We start from the raw sequence: 23,059 nt of genomic DNA, 5'->3' as shown, positions 1-23,059 counted from the left end.
GGATATGACGGTGAGTAAACAAAGCCGCCTTGCACTTTGTGTCCGCGCCATTCTTTGCGGCACATTACCTCTGGTGTTACTTGATTCAACATCCGTTCTGGCGAGGGAGGTCACCTTCGACACGGGGATAATGCAAACGCTGGGGTTGAATAAAGATCTCAACCATTACTTCGCAGAAGCACCGCGCTTTTTACCCGGAACCCACTCCGTTTCGGTGAAGGTTAACGGGAAAGAGCGGGGAATGGCTGCAGTTCGTTTCAACAAAGACGGCATGCTTTGCTTTGATAACGATCTTATGGAGTTTGCTGGGCTGATGCCTGTGTCAATAAAGTCCGGTGAGGAGTGTCATGATATTCGGGATAACTATCCTAAAGCCGTCATCAACGCCTTGCCTAACCAGGAGGCCGTTGAACTCTATCTACCAGCTGAAGCGGTGAACAGTCTGTCGTCGGATATCAAAAACTTTCAGCATGGCGGAACGGCGGCGCTGCTGAACTATTCATTGTTCAGCACCCATAACGACTATGGTGACAATGACAGCAGCCGCTACTCTCAGGCCAGCCTGGAAGCCGGATTCAACACGATGGACTGGGCGCTGCGCAGTCGTTATATCCTGACGGATGACGACGGTAGCCGAAATGCCGAAAGCATTTACACCTATGCAGAGCATGTCTTTACCGCGCAAAAAATGACGATGCAGGTGGGTGAAATCAACGCCATGTCCAACGTGTTGAGCGGGGTGCCGATTACCGGCGTTCAGTTTATGCCGACCAGCGGTCTGGCGAGAGCAAGCTCTGGCGTGAGCGTTTCCGGTATTGCCCAGTCTTCCCAGGCACGTGTCGAAATCCGCCAGAACGGTCAACTGGTCTTCAGTACCCTTGTGCCAGCCGGCCCCTTCACGCTGGATGACGTGCCCGTGGTTCGCAACAATGTAGATCTGGACGTCTCGGTGGTGGAATCCGACGGCGCGACTAACCGTTTCATCGTCCCGGCGTCTCAGGTAAGGGCGCGCAACCTTTCACGCCCGCAGGGTCTAACCCTTTCTGTAGGTCAGGTGCGCAGCATCGACAGCGACTATAACGATCCGCTGGTGATGAACATCTCTGACGGCTGGCGTGTCTCTCCGTGGATGAATCTCCTGGCTTCAGGTGCCGCTGCGGAAAACTATCAGGCGGCAGGCGGCAGGACAGAGTTCCTGATAAGCGATGACTGGACCCTTTCAACGGGTGCGGCAGTCAGCAATGCGAGCTTTGGTGACAGCAGCAGCGGGGTAAAAACCGAGCTGCAAAGTGATTACATCCTGAACGAGTACGTCGGTTTTTCAGGCAGTGCGACGCATTACAGCGGAGAGTATCGCGAACTGGCTGATGCGATGGACGATGATTATCAGGGATATGACAACACCTATTCCGGCAACGTTCGCTTCTCCTCCCCTCTGGCGGGGGTGTTTAGCGCAGGGTTCAACTACAACCAGACCAGCGGTGACGGTGAAGATTCACGTTACCTCTTGCTGTCATGGGGCAAGACCTTTACGTACGCGTCAGTATCCATGAACTGGCAAAGTGCGGTCGGTAATGTCGATGACGATCAGGACAATGAGATGTTCTACGTCAACGTGAGCATCCCGCTCGGCGGCAGTCAGTCCATCAGTACCTATATGCGTAAACAGGGTGATAGCACCTCCTATGGCGCGTCTAACAGCGGCTCGCTGGGAGACAACACGAACTATTACATCTCAGCCGATCGCGATCAGGATTCGAAAGACAACAGCTTCAACGGCAACATCAACACTAACCTGCGCTATACGCAACTGAGCGTGGGGGGCGGAACCAGTGGGGATAATCAGCGGAACTACAATGCGACATTGTCGGGTGGCGTGGCCATGCATAAAGAGGGTGTGACTTTCTCGCCGTATACGATTCAGGACACCTTCGCGATTGCCAGACTGAGCGAGAAGAAGAGCGGTGTTGAAATCTCCACTCCGCAAGGTACCGTCTGGACCGATCCATGGGGCCAGGCCGTGGTACCTTCACTCAACGAATGGCATAACTCCCGCATAGAAATTGATGCTAATAAGCTGCCGCAGAGTATGACGCTGGCTAACGGCACGAAATATATTGCCGCAGGCCATGCCTCGGTCAGCGAGATTGATTTCAAAGTACTCAACAGCCGCCGCGTCATGCTAAGCGTTAAGCAGGCTGACGGTCAGCCCCTGAGTAAAGGGATCTCGATTGTTGATGAGAAAGGTAACTATATCGTGACCACGGTTGATGATGGCCACGTCTTTATTAACGATGCCGATCAGCTGAGCGCGCTCTACGCGCTAGACGGTGACAATAACCGACTGTGTAAGATTGATTACACCCTGGCTGATAAGCGTGACGAAAATGCCTTCTATGAAGAAGTGAACGGAGTCTGCCGATGAACAGTCGACACTTATCGGGCTTAGTGGCCTTGCTGATGCTCGGCGTGACAGGAATAACCCATGCTGAGGAGTGCCAGCTCAGCCTCTCACAGCCGGTGGTGGATTATCATGAGATGCGCCGGGATACGGTCGAAACGACGCAGCAGGACTGGCATAAAATGGCCGATCGTGACATCACGGTAAACGTTTTTTGCCCTCAGTCTCAGCAGATGGCGGTGATACTGCGCGGTACAGCGGGAGATAAGGGGCGGTTTCTTTTTGGGCAGTCCGGCGGTGTCGCAGTCAAAATTGACAACATGACCGTCGATGGCAAAAGTTACATCGTGGGTAAAACGGTCGATCAGCTGAATTTTACGCCGGAAAACGGTACACCGACGCCGTTCTATCTGCGTAATAACGAGGCGGTGATTGCGCTTGAGAATAACCAGGTCCCTTCCGGCCAGCAGATGAGTTTCAACGTAACGCTCTCACCGGTTCTCAATGAAAGCGCGTTCAGCCATCTGACAGATCAAACCACGCTGGAAAGTGATTTGACCTGGAGCTTATTGACGAAGTAACCCTTCTTTTTGCGGCACCACAGAAAAGCGGAGCTGCAGGGGGAAAATCAACGGTGGTTAACCGCATAAAAAAAGCCGGATGGTATTTGCCATCCGGCTTATTTCTTACACTTCCAGGTAGTTCAGAATACCGTCAGCGGCTTTACGGCCTTCGGCAATCGCGGTAACGACCAGATCGGAACCGCGAACGATATCACCGCCAGCAAAGATTTTCGGGTTGCTGGTCTGGAACGCGTTTTCGTTGCCTTCCGGCGCAATAACACGACCCTGAGAGTCCAGCTCTACGCTGTGCTTCGCCAGCCACTCCATGCTGTGAGGACGGAAACCGAACGCCATTACTACGGCATCGGCCGGGATCACATGCTCGGAACCTGCCACGATCTCTGCGCGACGACGACCTTTCGCATCCGGCGCACCCATCTCAGTGCGCGCCATTTTCACGCCGCTCACTTTGCCGTTGGCATTCACTTCAATACCCAGAGGCTGGATGTTGAACTGGAATTCCACGCCCTCTTCACGCGCGTTTTTCACTTCGCGTTTAGAGCCCGGCATGTTCTCTTCGTCACGGCGATAGGCGCAGATCACGTGTGCCGCATTCTGGCGAATGGAGGTACGCACGCAGTCCATCGCGGTATCACCCCCGCCCAGCACCACCACGCGTTTGCCTTCCATGCTGACATACGGCTCATCGGCGGTTTCGCCATAGCCCATGATCTGTTTGGTATTGGCAATCAGGAACGGCAGTGCGTCGAATACGCCCGGCGCATCTTCATTTTCCAGACCACCACGCATGGACTGATAGGTTCCCACGCCCAGGAAGACGGCGTCGTAATCCTTCAGCAGGTCGTCGAGCTGCACGTCGCGACCCACTTCCACGTTCAGTTTGAACTCGATGCCCATACCGGTGAAGATTTCACGGCGGCGGGTCATGACCTCTTTTTCCAGCTTGAAGGCCGGAATTCCGAAGGTCAGCAGACCGCCGATTTCCGGATGGCGGTCAAAGACCACCGCCTTCACGCCGTTACGGGTCAGAACGTCCGCACAGGCCAGGCCCGCCGGGCCCGCACCGATGATCGCCACACGTTTGTCGGTTTGCTTCACGCCGGTCATATCCGGACGCCAGCCCATTTCGAAGGCTTTATCGTTGATATAGCGTTCGATATTACCGATGGTCACCGCGCCAAATTCGTCGTTCAGCGTACAGGAACCTTCACAGAGACGGTCCTGAGGACACACGCGGCCGCACACTTCCGGCAGGGTGTTTGTCTGGTGAGACAGCTCGGCAGCTTCAAAAATACGTCCTTCGTTGGCCAGTTTCAGCCAGTTCGGGATGTAGTTATGGACCGGACATTTCCATTCGCAGTAAGGGTTACCGCAGGACAGGCAGCGGTCTGCCTGTGCTTTGGCCTGGCCTTCTGAAAACGGCTCATAGATTTCTACAAATTCAATTTTACGGATCTTCAGCGGTTTCTTTGGCGGATCAACACGCTGCAGGTCGATAAACTGGTATACGTTCTGGCTCATCTGAATTCCTTACTGCGCCTGCACACGCAGCTCTGCTGCGCTACGACTACGGTGACCCAACAGGGCTTTAACATCGCTGGACTTCGGTTTAACCAGCGCGAATTTCGCAGAGAACGCCGGCCAGTTGGCCAGGATCTCTTCGCCGCGCGAAGAACCGGTATGCTGCACGTGTTCGGTAATCAAACCGCGCAGGTGTTCTTCGTGGATAGCCAGCGTTTCAACGTCCAGCACTTCCACCAGTTCAGGGTTCACGCGTTTGCGGAACTCACCGTCTTCATCCAGGACGTAAGCAAAACCGCCCGTCATGCCTGCGCCAAAGTTCACGCCGGTTTTACCCAGGACGCACACAATCCCGCCCGTCATGTATTCACAACCGTTATCACCGATACCTTCAACCACGGTGATGGCACCGGAGTTACGTACGGCGAAACGTTCACCTGCACGACCCGCTGCAAACAGACGACCACCGGTCGCGCCGTACAGACAGGTGTTACCGATGATGCTGGCATCGCAGCTACGGAAGGCAGAACCGACCGGCGGACGCACCGCCAGCAGACCACCCGCCATGCCTTTACCGACATAGTCGTTGGCATCACCGGTCAGATACAGTTCAACGCCGCCGGCGTTCCACACGCCGAAGCTCTGACCCGCGGTACCGCTGAAGTGCGCGGTAATCGGGTCGGCCGCCAGGCCCTGGTCACCGTGCGTTTGCGCGATGTAACCGGAAAGCGATGCACCGACAGAACGATCAGTGTTGCGAATATCAAACCAGAACGTTTTGCTCTGCTTGTCATCCACGTACGGCTTCGCTTGCTGCAGCAGCTGCGCGTTCAGCACGCCATTGTCGAACGGCGGGTTGTTCTCGGTGCAGTAGACCGCTTTGCCAGGATGTGGCTCGGCAGTTTCCAGCAACTTAGACAGATCCAGCTTCTGCTGTTTGGCTGTGAAACCTTCCAGCTCTTTGAGCAGGTCGGTACGGCCAATCAGATCCACCAGGCGTTTCACGCCCAGCTGTGCCATCAGCTCACGGGTTTCGCGGGCGATGAAATCAAAGTAGTTCGTCACTTTGAACGGCAGGCCGTGGTAATGGTTCTTACGCAGCTTCTCGTCCTGAGTTGCAACACCGGTTGCACAGTTGTTCAGGTGGCAAATACGCAGGTATTTACAGCCGAGCGCGACCATAGGGCCCGTGCCGAAACCAAAGCTTTCCGCACCCAGAATCGCCGCCTTGATAATGTCGAGGCCGGTTTTCAGGCCGCCATCCACCTGCAGACGGATCTTATGACGCAGACCGTTAGCCACCAGCGCCTGCTGGGTTTCCACCAGGCCAAGCTCCCACGGACAGCCCGCGTATTTCACGGAGGAGAGTGGGCTTGCCCCGGTACCACCGTCATAACCGGCGATGGTGATCAGGTCCGCATAGGCTTTTGCCACACCGGTCGCGATGGTGCCAACGCCCGGTTCGGAAACCAGCTTAACGGAGATCATCGCTTTCGGGTTGACCTGTTTCAGGTCGAAAATCAGCTGCGCCAGATCCTCGATAGAATAAATATCGTGATGCGGTGGCGGAGAAATCAGCGTCACACCCGGTACGGAGTAGCGTAATTTGGCGATATACGGCGTGACTTTATCACCCGGTAACTGGCCGCCTTCGCCCGGTTTTGCACCCTGAGCGACTTTAATCTGAATCACGTCGGCGTTGACCAGATACGCTGGCGTGACGCCAAAGCGACCGGATGCAACCTGCTTGATACGTGAGACTTTGTTGGTGCCATACCGGGCAGGGTCTTCACCACCTTCACCGGAGTTTGAATTGCCGCCGATGCTGTTCATCGCTTCAGCCAGCGCTTCGTGAGCTTCCGGGCTGAGCGCACCGATGGACATTGCCGCGGTGTCAAAGCGTTTAAACAGTTCAGTGGCAGGCTCAACGTCGTCAATGCTGACGGCTTCATCACCCGGGTTCAGCGCCAGCAGGTCGCGCAGCGTCGCCGCCGGACGGCTGTTCACCAGTTCAGCATACTGCTGGTAATCGCTGTACTCGCCGCTCTGAACGGCCTGTTGCAGCGTACGCACCACGTCCGGGTTATAAGCGTGATATTCACCGCCGTGGACATACTTCAGCAGACCACCTTGATCCAGCGGCTTACGTGCCAGCCAGGCGCGTTTCGACAGGTTCATCAGATCCTGCTGGAAGTCAGCGAATCCGGCACCGCCGATACGGCTGATAACACCCTGGAAGCAAAGTGTCGCCACGTCGTCATGCAGACCGACCGCTTCAAACAGCTTCGAGCAGCGGTAGGAGGCGATGGTCGAGATGCCCATTTTGGACATGATTTTGTACAGGCCTTTGTTGATGCCGTTACGGTAGTTCAGCATCACCGTGCGGTAATCTTTGTCGATAGCACGGGTATCCACGAGACGCGCCAGCGTTTCGTAGGCCAGGTACGGGTAAATAGCCGTCGCACCAAAGCCTAACAGCACGGCAAAGTGGTGCGGATCGCGGGCGCTGGCGGTTTCAACAATGATGTTGGCGTCGCAGCGCAGGCTCTTATCGACCAGACGCGTCTGGATAGCACCTACCGCCATTGGGGCCGGTACCGGCAGACGGTTTTTCGCAATATTGCGGTCAGAGAGCACCAGCAGAACGGTACCGTTACGCACCATCTGTTCCGCTTTGTCACACAGCGCATTCACCGTCTCTTCGAGGGTCGCTTCGGTCACGTCGAAAGTGATATCGAGCGTGTCGGCGCGGTAGTGATCCTCTTTCAGGGTGGTGAGCTGTTTGAAATCAGAGTACAGCAGGATCGGCGATTTAAAGGTCAGGCGGTGCGCCTGGCCTTCAGCTTCGCAGAAGACGTTCATCTCGCGACCGATGCTGGTGGCCAGTGACATCACGTGTGCTTCACGCAGCGGATCGATTGGCGGGTTGGTCACCTGCGCAAACTGCTGACGGAAGTAATCATAAATGATGCGTGGCTGGCTGGAGAGCACGGCAAACGGGGTATCGTCACCCATGGAGCCGACCGCTTCCTGGCCATTTTCACCGAGTACGCGGATCACGGAATCCAGCTCTTCGGCGCTGTAGTTAAACTGTTTCTGGAAGCTGGCGAGCGTATCGTCGTCCAGCTCACGACTGCCCACTTCTTCATCCGGCAGATCTTCGAATGGCACCAGGCGACGAACGTTTTTCTCCATCCACTCTTTGTACGGATGGCGGCTCTTCAGATCGTTATCGGTTTCAGCAGAGTGCAGAATGCGCCCACCGCGGGTGTCGATAACCATCAGCTCGCCCGGGCCAACGCGGCCTTTCTCAACCACTTCGTCAGGCTGGTAATCCCAGATACCGACTTCAGAGGCGCAGGTGATGAGCTTATCTTTGGTGATGACGTAGCGTGCCGGACGCAGACCGTTACGGTCCAGGTTACAGGCAGCAAAGCGACCGTCGGACATAACGATGCCCGCCGGGCCATCCCACGGCTCCATGTGCATGGAGTTAAAGTCGAAGAACGCGCGCAGCTCTGGATCCATATCCGGGTTGTTCTGCCATGCCGGTGGCACGAGCAGACGCATGGCGCGCACGATATCCATACCGCCTGCCAGCAGCAGCTCCAGCATGTTATCCATGGAGCTGGAGTCAGAGCCGGTTTCGTTAACGAACGGCGCGGCATCGTGCAGGTCAGGGATCAGTGGCGTCTGGAACTTATAGGTACGAGCACGCGCCCACTGGCGGTTACCGGTAATGGTATTGATCTCGCCGTTGTGCGCCAGGTAGCGGAACGGCTGTGCCAGCGGCCAGCGAGGGACGGTGTTGGTGGAGAAGCGCTGGTGGAAGAGGCAGATGGCCGATTCCAGACGCAGGTCCGCCAGGTCCAGGTAGAAGCGCGGCAGGTCAGCCGGCATACACAGACCTTTATAGATGTTCACCAGGTTAGAGAGGCTACAGACGTAGAACTCCTTGTCGTCCTGGAGACGTTTTTCAATGCGACGACGGGCGATAAACAGACGGCGTTCCATATCACGCGGACGCCAGCCCGCAGGGGCATTAACAAAAATCTGTTCAATTCGAGGCAGCGAGGAGAGGGCGATTTCGCCGAGTACCCCTTCGTTGGTTGGCACATCGCGCCAGCCAACAATAGACAGGGTTTCACGTTGAAGTTCTTCTTCGACGATGCGGCGTGAGGCGGCAGCTTTTTCAGGATCCTGATTCAGGAACAGCATACCGACAGCGTAGTTTTTGGCTAAACGCCAGCCGCGCTCTTCCGCAACGATACGGAAGAAACGATCCGGTTTTTGCAGCAGCAGACCGCAACCGTCGCCGGTTTTACCATCAGCAAGGATGGCACCACGGTGCTGCATGCGGGCCAGTGCGTGAATAGCAGTACGCACTACCTTGTGGCTAGGTTCGCCTTCTATGTGGGCGATCAGGCCGAAACCACAGTTATCCTTCTCAAGGGATTTATCGTACAACATATCAGTGAACCTCCCCAGGCTCGTCGGGCTTCCCACTGAACCGTGGCGCACAGGCACAGAAAGAGCATGGCGACGGGGTTTGCGTTTCATACGCGTACCTCGCATTCGCCCTCTTTTTCATCCTTTCGCGCAGGTAAACAAGTTTGAGGACTTGCTTCAGAGGGAATCTCAATTACTGCATAAATATGATGAGCAGGCTGCTCATCCAGAAAGCTTCCAGCGGATTTCCAACTTATCGGGAATTGGTACACAGGTCAAATGGCAATCTTATTTATACAAAAATGTGCTAAAGAGCTATTAACTATTTGTATATAAAAGAAATTCAACTCTATTTACAACGTTTGTAAGCTGTGGTGAGACGCAGCGGAGTGTGATCTGACTCACTATATGAAAGCGGTATTATCGATGTAGCGTGCTGAATAGCCGTTTTTTAGCAGAATAATTCTCTACGATGAAATGCAAACCCGCATAAAGTCACTGTTTTTCAGTGCTGACGCTATAAGTGAAAAAAACAATCAGAACATAAGGAAAAGTAATCACAACTGGCGTGAATGAAATTGCAGTAATCCTGAGTATTTATTCATAGAGATAAAGGCCGTCCAGGGCGATTGATCCAGGTCATCGCCGACAGAGGCTAAAAATGGCAGGCTTGTCCCCTTTCTTTGGGACGGTCTACCAGATTATGCAGTTACAGAAATTAGTCAATATGTTTGGTGGGGATCTTTTGCAGCGTTACGGGCAAAAGGTTCACAAGCTGACGCTGCATGGCGGTTTTAGCTGCCCGAACCGTGACGGGACGATCGGGCGCGGGGGCTGTACTTTCTGTAATGTGGCGTCTTTTGCTGACGAAGCGCAGCAGCATCATTCCATCGTCGAACAGCTGTCCCATCAGGCGAGTCTGGTCAACCGTGCGAAACAGTATCTGGCCTATTTCCAGGCCTACACCAGCACATGGGCGGAAGTACAGGTCTTGCGCTCCATGTATCAGCAGGCGGTAAGTCAGGCCAGTATCGTAGGGCTGTGTGTGGGCACCCGCCCGGACTGCGTGCCGGAAGCGGTACTGGACCTGCTCAGCGAGTACAAGGAGCAAGGGTATGAGATCTGGCTGGAGCTGGGCCTGCAAAGTGCGCACGACAAAACTCTGCACCGCATCAACCGTGGACATGATTTCGCCTGTTACCAGCGCACCACACGTCTCGCGCGTGAGCGTGGGCTAAAGGTGTGCTCGCACCTGATTGTCGGCCTGCCTGGCGAAGGGCAGCAGCACGGTCTTGAGACACTGGAAAAGGTGGTCGAGACCGGTGTGGACGGAATTAAGCTGCATCCACTGCACATCGTAAAGGGCAGTATCATGGCCAAAGCCTGGGAAGCCGGGCGCTTAACCGGTATTGAGCTTGATGCGTATACGATGACGGCGGGGGAGATGATTCGGCACACCCCGCCGGAGATTGTCTACCACCGCATCTCCGCCAGCGCCCGCCGTCCAACGCTTCTTGCACCGCTCTGGTGTGAGAACCGCTGGACGGGGATGGTGGAAATCGACCGTTATCTGCAAGAGCACGGCGTACAGGGGTCGGCGCTTGGTCGCCCCTGGGTTCCCCGCTTACCGGCGACGACCGCCTAACAGGCTCCCCAGCATGCCGCGTACAATCTGATTCGTGACCTGACGCGCTGCACTTTTCGCCATGGTCTGCACGACGCCATCGCGTTTGCCGCCGCGTGGTCCGGTTGTACCAAACAGGATATCCTTAAGCCCGCCCAGGATGCCGTCGTCCACGGCAACAGACTGGCCTTTGGCGGCAGGCGCGTCCTGGGATTCGGTGGTGGCCTGTACCCCTTTTTGCAGCATCTCGAATGCCGACTCGCGATCCACGTCGTCCTCATACTTACCATACAGCGGGGAGCGGTTAATCAGGCCGTTGCGTTCATCGTCCGTCACGGGTCCCATCCGGGAGCAAGGGGCAATCACCATTGCGCGCTCCACAACGGACGGGCTGCCTTTTGCATCCAGGAAAGAGATAAGCGCTTCACCGGTGCCCAACGCCTGGATGGCCGCTTCGGTATCAAATGCCGGGTTCGCTCGCATGGTTTGTGCGGCGGCTTTAACGGCCTTCTGATCTTTCGGCGTAAAGGCGCGCAGGGCATGCTGTACGCGGTTGCCAAGCTGTCCCAGCACGTTGTCAGGAATATCGGACGGGTTTTGCGAAACAAACCAGACGCCGACGCCTTTAGAGCGGATCAGGCGGATCACCTGTTCAATCTTATCCAGAAGAACCTGTGGCGCATCGTTAAACAGCAGGTGCGCTTCGTCGAAGAAGAAGACCAGCTTGGGTTTGTCGAGATCGCCGGCTTCAGGTAACTGCTCGTACAGTTCAGAGAGCATCCACAGCAGGCTGGCGGCGTAGAGCTTCGGCATCTGGTAAAGCTTCTCTGAGCTCAGAATATTGATGATGCCTTTCCCGTTGCTGTCGGTGCGCATCCAGTCCTTGATATCCAGCATCGGCTCGCCAAAGAAATGTTCGGCACCCTGTTGCTCCAGGGTCAGTAACCCGCGCTGGATGGCCCCGACGGAGGCGCTGCTGATATTACCGTACTGGTTCTGGAACGATTTGGCGTTATCACCGATGTACTGGGTAATGGCCCGCAGATCTTTGAAATCAAGCAGCAGAAGACCCTGGTCGTCGGCAATACGGAAGATGATGTTCAGCACACCGGACTGCACGTCGTTGAGGTTGAGCAGACGAGCCAGCAGCAGCGGACCGAGATCAGAGACGGTTGCACGTACCGGGTGACCTTTCTCACCAAAGATATCCCATAACACGACCGGATTGTTGTGCGGTGTCCAGTCCGTGATGCCGATATTTTTGAGTCGGTCGAGCAGTTTTTCGGACGGAGTGCCTTCCTGAGCCACACCGGTTAAATCGCCTTTTACATCGGCCATAAAGACCGGTACGCCAATCTCTGAAAGCGACTCTGCCAGCTTCTGCAGGGTCACGGTTTTCCCCGTCCCGGTGGCCCCGGTGATGAGACCGTGGCGGTTGGCCATCGCGGGCAGTAAAAACAGCTCTTTGTCCAGCGTGCGGGCAATTAACAATGGTGTACTCATAATGCGCTTCCTCTCTTAGTCCTCGGTCGAGTATAGGCAACCTGACGGCAAAATGGCTGAGTAAATTGCTGACTTTGCGGCGCATTATCCAGCGCGGACTATGCTTTTGCATACGGTTCACAAAATTTTGGAAAACTATGTCCAGATTCTTCTTTAACGATCGCAAACAGCTGGTCAACGACGCCATCGAAGGCATACTGATTTCGGCACCACACGCTAATCTCGTCAAACTTGATATCGACCCGGCCATTCGGGTGGTGGCGCGCAGCGACTGGGATAAAAGCCGGGTGGCGGTTATTTCAGGCGGTGGCTCTGGTCACGAACCTGCACACGCCGGGTTTGTCGGCAAAGGGATGCTCACGGCAGCGGTGTGCGGGGATCTTTTTGCTTCGCCGAGCGTTGATGCGGTGCTGAACGCCATTGTGGCGGTAACGGGCGATCGGGGTTGTCTGCTGATCGTGAAAAATTACACCGGCGACCGGCTTAATTTCGGCCTGGCGGCAGAAAAAGCCAAGCGCTATGGCCTGAAGGTCGAGATGGTCATTGTCGCCGATGATATTGCCCTGCCGGATAACAAACAGCCGCGCGGTATCGCCGGTACGGCACTGGTTCATAAAATCGCGGGCTATGCGGCAGAGCACGGCAAATCACTGACCGAGGTGCGCGATATCGCGCAACAGGCTTGCGATAATCTCTGGAGCCTGGGCGTGGCAATGCAAACCTGTAACCTGCCGGGCAGTGATGATGAAGAGGGGCGGATCAAGCAGGGGCACGTGGAGCTGGGGCTTGGGATCCACGGGGAGCCTGGTGCCTCGGTTGTCGATACGCAAAACAGCAAAGCCATCATCGACACGCTGGTCGAGCCGCTCAAAGCGCAGGCCGGTAACGGGCGTTTTGCGGTGCTTATCAATAACCTCGGCGGCGTGTCGGCGCTGGAGATGGCGTTGCTCACCAAAGAGCTCGCCCACTCGGCGCTGAAAGAGAATATCGCTTATCTGATTGGTCCGGCACCGCTGGTGAGTGCCCTGGATATGAAAGGCTTTTCGCTGACGTTGCTGAAGCTTAACGATCTGTTCGAAAAAGCTCTCCATGAAGAGGTGGAGACGTTGGGCTGGCAGAAGCCGGTGGCGTTTGCGCCGCTGCGCGTGCAGGAACATAGCGCGATCCATGACCGCGTGGAATATACCGCCTCGGACAATCCACGGGTCGCAGAGATCGTCTCCACGGTCACGCAGATGCTGATCCAGCTGGAAAACCGCCTCAATGCGCTGGATGCCAAAGTGGGTGATGGCGATACGGGCTCTACCTTTGCGCAAGGGGCGCGGGATATTGCGCAGCGTCTGGAGAAGAAACAGCTTCCGCTAAATGATGTGTCGACGCTGTTGCTGCTGGTTGGCGAGCGGCTGGCAACGGTTATGGGGGGCTCAAGCGGTGTGCTGATGTCGATCTTCTTTACCGCTGCCGGGCAGACGTTGCATGACGGTCAGCCGTTGCCGGAAGCGCTCTTAAGCGGGCTGGCGCAGATGAAGCAGTATGGTGGGGCAGATCTTGGCGATCGCACCTTGATCGATGCCCTGCAACCGGCGCTGGAGGCATTGCAGAAAGGCGACCTTCAGGCTGCTGCGCAGGCTGCGAACGCGGGCGCTGAGGCGACAGCGAATATGGTGAAAGCGGGTGCCGGACGTTCGTCGTATGTCAACAAAGAGAACCTGGAGGGGGTGACCGACCCGGGGGCCGTGGCGGTGGCAGAGGTGTTCAAGGCAATGACCGCAGCAAAACGGTAGCGTTTTGAGTATTACACCCTCTCCCGACGGGAGAGGGTAGAGATGCGTGCAATCAGGCCGCACGCACCCCGCGCGTTCACATCAAAAATCCGCTTTCAACACCACGCGATAACGGGCTTTACCGTCACGCACATGCTGGATAGCTTCGTTGATTTTAGACATCGGATACAGTTCGGTGGTGGGCGCCACTTTAGTGCGTCCGGCAAACTTCATCAGTTTGCGCAATTCGAACGGCGTACCGGTTGCGGAACCGGAGACGCTGCGATCCCCCCCGATCAGCGTAAACGCAGGCACCGGCAGCGGTTTCATCACTGCACCGACGGTGTGGAAGTTACCGCCGTGGGCCAGCGCTTCAAAGTACGGTTGCCAGTCGAGATCGACGTTAACAGTATTGATGATCAGATCAAACTGACCTGCCAGCGATTTAAGCGCTTGCGGATCGCGGCTGTTGACTACCTTATCCGCCCCCATCGCCAGCACTTCTTTCTCTTTGGCCGGGTTCGAGCTAAACGCCGTGACTTCACAGCCCATCGCGTGCAGCAGTTTGATTGCGATATGGCCCAGACCACCAATCCCGATGACACCCACACGGCTGGTGGCGGTGACATGATGCATCAGCAGCGGTTTGAATACGGTGATACCGCCGCACAGCAGCGGACCGGCAGATTCGATATCAATGCTGTCCGGCAGGGGAATAACCCATTGCCAGTCGGCACGCAGTTTATCGGCGAAACCGCCTTTGTTCAGAATGGTAGGGACTGCGCCTTCGAGGCAGTTGATTTGGTTACCGCTGATACAGGCATCGCAGTGACCACAGCTGCGCGCCGTCCAGCCAATCCCCACGCGCTGGCCGATCTTCAGCCCTTTGTCCTGTGCGGCGCTACCGAGCGCCACAACGCGGCCAATGACTTCGTGGCCAGCAATCAGTGGATACTGTGAGAAGCCCCATTCATTGTCGATCATGGAGAGATCGGAGTGGCAGATCCCGCAGTAATCAACCTGCACTTCGACGTCTTCTGCTTTTAGGTCGCCCGCATCGTATTCGTACAGCTCAAGTTCTGCACCCGCCTGCGGTGCGGCGTAGCTTTTTATCTTCGACATCGTGTTTCCCCCGTTATGGTGTGAACTGAGAGTGTAGAGCATTCAGTTTACAGTCGCTTAACAGAAGAGGGCAGGAATGCCCTTTACAGAGTTTTCAGCATCCTGACTTCGCAATCGACGTGGCCGGTACAGCCCAGCGGCGCATCAATATGCGTAAAGCCCAGATGTTCATACAGGCCAATGGCCTCTTTGAGGAAGGCGGTTGTTTCCAGGTAACAGCGTTTAAAACCCTGAGTACGCGCATGTTCAAGGGCGATAAGCGCCAGCTTTTTCGCCAGCCCTTGCCCGCGTACCGACGGCAGGAAATACATTTTTTGCAGTTCGCAGATATCCGGCTCGCTGCAGCTTAAAGGCGCCACGCCACCGCCGCCCACCACCTGACCGTTCTGCTCAATAACCCAATAGGCGTAGCCCGGCTGGCTGTACAGCTGAAACAGCTCATCCAGATTCGGGTCGGCAACGGTATAACCTTTGTCGGCGGTCAGGCCATACTCTGCGGAAACCGTTCGGATAACGGCGGCAATAGCCGGGTTGTCCTGCTCAGTGATCCGACGCATCGTCGTCGCGACGGGGGTAATCACGCTCATAGTCTTACTCATTACAAAAATTGACACACAACTGCTGTTAATAGCACCGCAGTAAAGGGAGCGCAAGCGAGGAGTTTTCAGGAAGGATACCCCTTACGCCCTGAAGCGTAAGGGGTAAAAGCATTACAGGGCTGCAATAACCGCCTGCTGCTCGATCAGTTTGGTCTTAGCATCGGCGAAGGCAACCAGACGCTCACGTTCTTTCGCGATAACCGCTTCCGGCGCGCGGGCAACAAAGCCTTCGTTCGCCAGTTTGCTTTCGATTTTGCCAATTTCCACATCGACCTTAGCCACTTCTTTTGCCAGACGAGCCAGCTCAGCGTCTTTGTCGATAAGACCTGCCATCGGGATCAGCAGCTCGGCGCCGTCGATGATTTTGGTCACGGATACCGGACCTTTGTCATCCGCAGGCAGCACGGTGATGCTTTCCAGACGCGCCATGGTTTTCAGGAAGGTGTTGTTCTCGGTGACACGGCGAACAGCAGCCTCACTGCAACCGCGCAGCAGCAGCTCCAGAGGTTTACCCGGGGCGATGTTCATTTCGGCACGGATATTACGTACCGCCACGATCGCCTGTTTCAGCCATTCGGTATCGGCTGACGCCGCTTCATCGACCTTCGCTGCATCAAATTCCGGGAACGGCTGCAGCATGATGGTGTCGGCGTTGATGCCGGCAATCACTTTCACACGCTGCCAGATGGTTTCGGTGATGAATGGAATAATCGGGTGCGCCAGACGCAGCAGACCTTCCAGAACGGTAATCAGCGTGTTGCGCGTACCGCGCAGTTCCGCTTCAGAACCGCCGTTCATTACCGGTTTTGCCAGCTCCAGGTACCAGTCACAGAACTGGTTCCAGGTGAATTCATACAGAATGCCCGCCGCGATATCGAAGCGGTAGCTGTCCAGCGCTTCGCGGAAGGCTTTTACCGTCTGGTTGAACTCTGCCAGGATCCAGCGATCGGCCAGAGACAGGGTCATCTCGCCGCCGTTAAAGCCGCAATCCTGATCTTCGGTGTTCATCAGCACGAAGCGGCTGGCGTTCCACAGCTTGTTACAGAAGTTACGGTAACCTTCCAGGCGCTTCATGTCCCAGTTGATGTCACGACCGGTTGAAGCCAGTGCCGCCAGAGTGAAACGCAGGGCGTCAGTACCGTGAGGTTCGATCCCACTCGGGAACTGTTTCTCAGTACGCTTGCGGATCTTCTCTGCCAGCTGCGGTTGCATCATGTTGCCGGTACGTTTTTCCAGCAGCTCTTCGAGGGAGATACCGTCAACCATGTCCAGCGGGTCGATAACGTTACCCTTGGACTTGGACATCTTCTGGCCTTCGTCGTCACGAATCAGACCGGTCATGTAGACGGTATGGAACGGAACCTGTGGCTTGCCGTTTTCATCTTTGATGAAGTGCATGGTCATCATGATCATGCGGGCGATCCAGAAGAAGATGATGTCGAAGCCGGACACCATCACGCTGGTTGGGTGGAACTGACGCAGCGCGTCGGTGTTCTCCGGCCAGCCCAGCGTGGAGAAGGTCCACAGTGCGGAGGAGAACCAGGTGTCCAGTACGTCTTCGTCCTGACGCAGGGCGACATCGGCACTCAGGTTGTTTTCCTGACGAACTTCATCTTCGCTGCGGCCAACATAGACGTTGCCTTCGCTGTCGTACCAGGCCGGGATACGGTGGCCCCACCACAGCTGACGGGAGATACACCAGTCCTGAATATCACGCATCCAGGAGAAGTACATGTTTTCATACTGCTTCGGCACGAACTGGATGTCGCCGTTCTCAACCGCTTCAACAGCCGGTTTCGCCAGCACGTCGGCGCGCACGTACCACTGGTCGGTCAGCATTGGCTCGATAACAACACCCCCACGGTCACCGTACGGCACGGTCAGATCGTGAGGTTTGATCTCTTCCAGCAGGCCGAGTGCATCCACTGCAGCGACAATCGCTTTACGCGCGGCAAAACGTTCCATTTTCTGGAATTCAGCCGGAATGTCGCTGGAGTAAACGTCGGATTCGTTACCTTTGGTGTCATACACTTCCGCGCTTTCACGGATATCACCGTCGAACGTCAGAATGTTGATCATTGGCAGGGCGTGACGACGACCCACTTCGTAGTCGTTGAAGTCGTGTGCCGGGGTGATTTTCACACAGCCGGTGCCTTTTTCCATGTCGGCGTGTTCATCGCCCACAACGGGAATGCGGCGGTTAACCAGCGGCAGCACCACGAATTTACCAATCAGATCTTTATAACGCGGATCTTCCGGGTTAACGGCCACGCCGGTATCGCCCAGCAGGGTTTCCGGACGGGTGGTCGCTACCACCAGGTAATCTTTACCGTCTGCCGTTTTAGCGCCGTCGGCCAGCGGATAGCGGATATGCCACATGGAGCCTTTAGACTCACGGTTTTCCACTTCCAGGTCGGAGATAGCGGTGCGCAGTTTAGGGTCCCAGTTTACCAGGCGCTTGCCACGGTAAATCAGGTCTTCTTTGTACAGACGGACAAACACTTCTTTAACGGCGTTGGAAAGACCTTCGTCCATGGTGAAGCGCTCGCGCTCCCAGTCCACGGAGTTGCCAAGACGGCGCATCTGACGGGTGATGGTACCGCCGGATTCTGCTTTCCACTGCCAGATTTTATCGATGAACGCGTCGCGACCGTAGTCGTGGCGGGTTTTACCTTCTTCAGCGGCAATTTTACGCTCAACCACCATCTGGGTCGCGATACCCGCGTGGTCAGTCCCCGCCTGCCACAGGGTGTTTTTGCCCTGCATGCGCTGGTAGCGGATCATGGTATCCATGATGGTCTGCTGGAAGGCATGACCCATATGCAAACTGCCGGTGACGTTCGGCGGTGGGATCATGATGCAGAAGGACTCTTTGCTTTCATCGCCGTTAGGCTTGAAATAGCCCTGCTGTTCCCAGTGCTCGTAAAGCGGCTGTTCGATATCGCGTGGGTTATATGTCTTTTCCATTATTTCCAGGTTGCCGTATTCAGGTTAAAACCAGCCAGGCGGTACGCTTTATAGCGTTCGCGCGCCAGTTGTTTCAAAGATTCTTCGTAAGGGACAAAGTCTACCACTTCTGTGAAAGCGGTGGCAAAATCTGCAAAATCTATCCGCAGGCTAATCAGAATATCGCGCGCGCTGCTGTTGCGCTTTTGCGGCCAGGCAATCTCTACCGGTGCGCCGCCACGAGGGCCTTCGCCAGACAGATTATGCGGAACAAAACTCTCCGGCGGGCGTGCCCAGAGTGCTTCGTCAAGGCGGATGGCCTGCTGCTCATCTTCGCAGGCAATCAGAACGCGTTTACCTGCGCGCCAACGTTCTGCGGCAATTTCACACACCAGCTGTTCAACTGCGCTGAGGCCGTCCTGATGGGTGTCGTTGTCCAGAAGGTAGAACGTTGCATTCTTCATATATGGGGCTTCTTGTTATGGATTTAAATGCAAGGCCGGGCTGACCCGGCCTACAAACGGCATCTTTCCGTAGGCCCGGTAAGCGTAGCGCTACCGGGCATCTGACGGCAATTACTCTTCGCCGTTAAAACCCGCACGATTGAGCAGGAACTGCGACAGTAACGCGACCGGACGACCGGTTGCGCCTTTGGCCTTACCGGAACGCCAGGCGGTACCTGCGATATCCAGATGCGCCCAGTTGTACTTACGGGTAAAGCGCGCCAGGAAGCAGCCCGCAGTAATTGCCCCGCCAGGACGACCGCCGATGTTCGCCATATCGGCGAAATTAGACTCCAGCTGTTCCTGGTACTCGTCACCCAGCGGCAGACGCCATGCGCGGTCACCGGCCTGTTCGGACGCGCCAATCAGCTCGTGCGCCAGAGGATTGTGGTTCGACATCAGCCCGGTAATGTGATGGCCCAGCGCAATCACACAGGCACCGGTCAGCGTGGCCACGTCAATGACCGCTTCAGGCTCGAAGCGCTCAACGTAGGTCAGCACGTCGCACAGCACCAGACGGCCCTCGGCGTCGGTGTTCAGCACTTCAACGGTCTGGCCGGACATGGTTGTCAGAACGTCACCCGGACGGTACGCACGACCGCCAGGCATGTTTTCACAGCCCGCCAGTACGCCAATGACGTTTATCGGCAGCTGAAGTTCCGCCACCATACGCATCACGCCATACACTGCTGCTGCACCACACATGTCGTACTTCATCTCGTCCATGCCTTCGGCAGGCTTGATGGAGATACCGCCGGAATCGAAGGTCAGACCCTTACCAACCAGCACAATCGGACGCGCATCTTCAGACGGGTTACCTTTGTACTCGATAACCGACATCAGCGACTCATTCTGGGAGCCGTTGCCGACTGCCAGATAGGAGTGCATTCCCAGCTCTTTCATCTGCTGTTCGCCGATGACGCGGGTGATGACATTCTTACTGTAGGCGTCAGCCAACTGACGTGCCTGAGAGGCCAGATACGCTGCGTTACAGATGTTAGGCGGCATATTGCCCAGATCTTTTGCGGCTTTAATCCCGGCAGCAATCGCCAGACCGTGCTGGATAGCGCGTTCACCGCTGGTCAGCTCGCGACGGGTCGGTACGTTAAAGACCATTTTACGCAGCGGACGACGTGGCTCGCTTTTGTTGGTTTTCAGCTGGTCGAAGCTGTACAGGCTCTCTTTTGCCGTTTCGACCGCCTGACGCACTTTCCAGTAGGTGTTACGGCCTTTGACGTGCAGCTCGGTCAGGAAGCAAACGGCTTCCATTGAGCCGGTATCATTCAGCGTATTAATCGTTTTCTGAATAACCTGCTTATACTGACGTTCATCCAGCTCGCGCTCTTTACCGCAGCCAATCAGCAGAATACGTTCAGACAGTACGTTTGGAACATGGTGCAGTAACAGCGTCTGCCCAGGTTTGCCTTCCAGTTCGCCACGGCGCAGCAGGGCGCTGATGTAGCCATCACTGATCTTATCGAGTTGCTCGGCGATCGGGGAGAGTCGGCGTGGTTCAAAGACGCCCACAACGATGCAGGCACTCCGCTGTTTCTCCGGGCTACCGCTTTTTACACTGAACTCCATGCACTACGCTCCTGAATCTTAAAGACAACAGCGGCTGCTACAGATAGAATTGAAACCTTTCGTAACTCATGTCCGCTGTTGTGGTGACTTCGTGTTAATCTTACGTTACTACGGTTTCGACACGTCAGAAAAAGTCCTGAAGCGTGAATCCGCCGGATGTTTTAATCTTAGCGATGATTTCGACGACTCAAGAGAATAAATGACGTTTAAGCCATGAAACAAGCGATTTTCCAGCAAAGAGACGGGTTTTTACGGGCGTATTTAAAGTGATAATCATAAGATATCTGGTGCGGGAGACGCTCAAAAGCCAGCTGGCGATCCTCTTCATCCTGCTGCTGATTTTTTTCTGTCAGAAGCTGGTCAGGATCCTCGGTGCGGCCGTTGACGGCGAAATTCCTACGAATCTGGTGCTTTCCCTGCTTGGTTTAGGGATCCCGGAAATGGCGCAGCTTATCCTGCCGCTAAGTCTTTTCCTCGGTCTGCTCATGACGCTCGGCAAGCTTTATACCGAGAGTGAAATCACCGTGATGCACGCCTGCGGCTTGAGTAAAGCCGTACTGGTGAAAGCCGCTATGGTTCTGGCGCTTTTCACAGGTATTGTTGCGGCGGTGAATGTGATGTGGGCGGGCCCAACGTCTTCCCGTCACCAGGATGAAGTGCTGGCAGAAGCCAAAGCAAACCCGGGTATGGCCGCACTGGCGCAGGGCCAGTTCCAGCAGGCGACGGACGGGAATTCTGTTCTCTTTATCGAAAGCGTGGATGGTAGCCGCTTTAACGATGTGTTCCTTGCGCAGCTCCGCACCAAAGGGAATGCCCGTCCTTCCGTCGTGGTGGCCGATTCGGGTCAACTGTCACAGCGTAAAGATGGCTCTCAGGTAGTGACGCTGAATAAAGGCACGCGCTTCGAAGGCACTGCGATGCTGCGCGATTTCCGCATCACCGATTTCCAGAACTACCAGGCCATTATTGGTCACCAGACCGTGGCGCTCGATCCAAGTGATACCGAGCAAATGGATATGCGTACCCTGTTCAATACGGACAACAACCGTGCGCGTGCCGAACTGCACTGGCGTATCACGCTAGTATTCGCCGTATTTATGATGGCTCTGATGGTCGTTCCGCTGAGTGTGGTTAACCCACGTCAGGGACGCGTGCTGTCAATGTTGCCAGCCATGCTGCTGTACCTGGTGTTCTTCCTGTTGCAGACCTCAATTAAGTCTAACGGTGGTAAAGGTAAAATTGACCCGTTCGTCTGGACCTGGGTGGTCAATGGTCTGTATCTGCTGCTGGCGGTGGGACTCAACCTGTGGGATACGGTGCCTGTGCGCCGCATTCGTGCCCGCTTCTCGCGTAAAGGAGCCCTCTAATGCAGGCGTTTGGCGTTCTTGACCGCTATATCGGTAAAACTATTTTTTCCACCATCATGATGACGTTGTTCATGCTGGTGTCGCTCTCCGGCATTATCAAATTTGTCGATCAGTTGAAAAAAGCCGGGCAGGGGAGCTATGACGCGCTGGGTGCGGGCATGTATACCCTGCTCAGCGTGCCAAAAGATGTGCAGATCTTCTTCCCGATGGCAGCCCTGCTGGGTGCGCTGTTGGGCTTAGGGATGCTGGCACAGCGCAGTGAACTGGTTGTTATGCAGGCTTCGGGCTTCACCCGTATGCAGGTTGCGCTGTCGGTGATGAAAACCGCGATCCCGCTGGTGCTATTGACCATGGCAATTGGTGAGTGGGTGGCACCGCAGGGTGAGCAGATGGCGCGTAACTATCGTGCGCAGGCGATGTACGGTGGTTCATTGCTCTCAACGCAGCAAGGGTTGTGGGCAAAAGATGGTGACAGCTTCGTCTATATCGAACGTGTGAAGGGCGATGACGAACTGGGGGGCGTGAGTATTTACACCTTCAATAACGATCGTCGTTTGCTCTCCGTGCGTCACGCCTCTTCGGCCAAGTTTGACGCCGAGCATAAGCAGTGGCGGTTGTCGCAGGTGGATGAGTCAGACCTGACCGATCCAAAACAGATCTCCGGCTCTCAGACGGTGTCGGGCATGTGGAAAACCAAACTCACGCCGGACAAACTCGGCGTGGTGGCGTTGGATCCTGACGCTCTCTCAATCAGTGGTTTGCACAACTACGTGAAATACCTGAAGTCGAGCGGACAGGACGCCGGACGTTATCAGCTCAACATGTGGAGCAAAATCTTCCAGCCGTTGTCCGTGGCGGTGATGATGCTGATGGCACTGTCGTTTATCTTTGGCCCGTTGCGTAGCGTGCCGATGGGCGTGCGCGTGGTGACCGGGATCAGCTTCGGCTTTGTGTTCTACGTTCTCGATCAGATCTTCGGCCCGCTGACGCTGGTTTATGGTATTCCGCCTGTTATCGGCGCGCTGCTGCCGAGCGCCAGCTTCTTCCTGATCAGCCTCTGGCTGATGCTGAAACGCTCCTGACATACCTCTCC

General features: G+C 55.7%; 14 protein-coding genes. 6 read left to right on the top strand and 8 right to left on the bottom strand.

Annotation, left to right across the window (positions count from 1 at the left end):
* Positions 1–4: 4 nt before the first annotated feature.
* Entirely contained in the window at positions 5–2,425 is a 2,421-nt protein-coding gene (locus tag BJ887_RS11370) for a fimbrial biogenesis usher protein (RefSeq protein WP_079231637.1), read from the top strand.
* Positions 2,422–2,982: a hypothetical protein gene (locus BJ887_RS11365; protein ID WP_079231638.1), complete on the top strand. Its 561-nt coding sequence runs from the start codon at positions 2,422–2,424 to the stop codon at positions 2,980–2,982. The genes BJ887_RS11370 and BJ887_RS11365 overlap by 4 nt, the downstream gene beginning before the upstream one ends.
* A gap of 105 nt (positions 2,983–3,087) precedes the next feature.
* Here BJ887_RS11365 and BJ887_RS11360 read toward each other — a convergent pair whose 3' ends face one another.
* Positions 3,088–4,506 (bottom strand): glutamate synthase small subunit, encoded by a 1,419-nt coding sequence (locus BJ887_RS11360; RefSeq protein WP_014171835.1) that lies wholly within the window; start codon positions 4,504–4,506, stop codon positions 3,088–3,090.
* A gap of 9 nt (positions 4,507–4,515) precedes the next feature.
* Entirely contained in the window at positions 4,516–8,976 is a 4,461-nt protein-coding gene (gene gltB / locus BJ887_RS11355) for a glutamate synthase large subunit (RefSeq protein ID WP_229216840.1), read from the bottom strand.
* Positions 8,977–9,658: 682 nt separating this feature from the next.
* Here gltB and BJ887_RS11350 point away from each other — a divergent pair.
* Positions 9,659–10,600 (top strand): TIGR01212 family radical SAM protein, encoded by a 942-nt coding sequence (locus tag BJ887_RS11350; RefSeq protein WP_121339897.1) that lies wholly within the window; start codon positions 9,659–9,661, stop codon positions 10,598–10,600.
* On the opposite strand, the gene BJ887_RS11345 is transcribed toward BJ887_RS11350, so the two are convergent.
* Positions 10,580–12,082 (bottom strand): helicase HerA-like C-terminal domain-containing protein, encoded by a 1,503-nt coding sequence (locus BJ887_RS11345; protein ID WP_025202916.1) that lies wholly within the window; start codon positions 12,080–12,082, stop codon positions 10,580–10,582. The genes BJ887_RS11350 and BJ887_RS11345 overlap by 21 nt on opposite strands.
* Before the next feature lie 137 nt (positions 12,083–12,219).
* On the opposite strand from BJ887_RS11345, the gene BJ887_RS11340 reads away from it, so the two are divergent.
* Positions 12,220–13,866, top strand: a complete 1,647-nt coding sequence (locus BJ887_RS11340) for a dihydroxyacetone kinase subunit DhaK (protein ID WP_121339885.1) — start codon at positions 12,220–12,222, stop codon at positions 13,864–13,866.
* An 81-nt stretch (positions 13,867–13,947) separates the two neighbouring features.
* Here BJ887_RS11340 and BJ887_RS11335 read toward each other — a convergent pair whose 3' ends face one another.
* The 5 genes from BJ887_RS11335 to pepA form a co-directional block, all read right to left on the bottom strand.
* Positions 13,948–14,967, bottom strand: coding sequence for an NAD(P)-dependent alcohol dehydrogenase (locus BJ887_RS11335; RefSeq protein WP_032680192.1), 1,020 nt, complete (start codon positions 14,965–14,967; stop codon positions 13,948–13,950).
* An 83-nt stretch (positions 14,968–15,050) separates the two neighbouring features.
* Positions 15,051–15,554, bottom strand: a complete 504-nt coding sequence (locus BJ887_RS11330) for a GNAT family N-acetyltransferase (protein WP_020883521.1) — start codon at positions 15,552–15,554, stop codon at positions 15,051–15,053.
* A gap of 123 nt (positions 15,555–15,677) precedes the next feature.
* A complete protein-coding gene (locus tag BJ887_RS11325; protein WP_121339884.1) occupies positions 15,678–18,533 on the bottom strand; it encodes a valine--tRNA ligase in 2,856 nt (951 codons plus the stop codon).
* Positions 18,533–18,976 carry a DNA polymerase III subunit chi gene (gene holC, locus BJ887_RS11320; RefSeq protein ID WP_008502815.1) on the bottom strand — a complete coding sequence of 148 codons (444 nt, stop codon included), beginning with the start codon at positions 18,974–18,976 and terminating at the stop codon, positions 18,533–18,535. Before holC ends, BJ887_RS11325 begins: the two co-directional genes overlap by 1 nt.
* 111 nt (positions 18,977–19,087) lie before the next feature.
* Entirely contained in the window at positions 19,088–20,599 is a 1,512-nt protein-coding gene (gene pepA / locus BJ887_RS11315) for a leucyl aminopeptidase (RefSeq protein ID WP_014171826.1), read from the bottom strand.
* Between the two features lie 266 nt (positions 20,600–20,865).
* Here pepA and lptF point away from each other — a divergent pair, with 266 nt between their 5' ends.
* Both lptF and lptG read left to right on the top strand, forming a co-directional pair.
* Complete coding sequence (lptF, locus tag BJ887_RS11305) at positions 20,866–21,966, top strand: LPS export ABC transporter permease LptF (RefSeq protein ID WP_014171825.1); 1,101 nt, start codon at positions 20,866–20,868, stop codon at positions 21,964–21,966.
* Complete coding sequence (gene lptG / locus BJ887_RS11300) at positions 21,966–23,048, top strand: LPS export ABC transporter permease LptG (RefSeq protein WP_014171824.1); 1,083 nt, start codon at positions 21,966–21,968, stop codon at positions 23,046–23,048. Before lptF ends, lptG begins: the two co-directional genes overlap by 1 nt.
* Positions 23,049–23,059: the final 11 nt, after the last annotated feature.

It is taken from the genome of Enterobacter sp. WPR_3_1 (assembly GCF_003635055.1).
GTDB lineage: Bacteria > Pseudomonadota > Gammaproteobacteria > Enterobacterales > Enterobacteriaceae > Enterobacter > Enterobacter ludwigii.
Note: the sequence above shows the minus strand (reverse complement) of the source record. Positions and strands in the feature narration are given on the sequence as shown.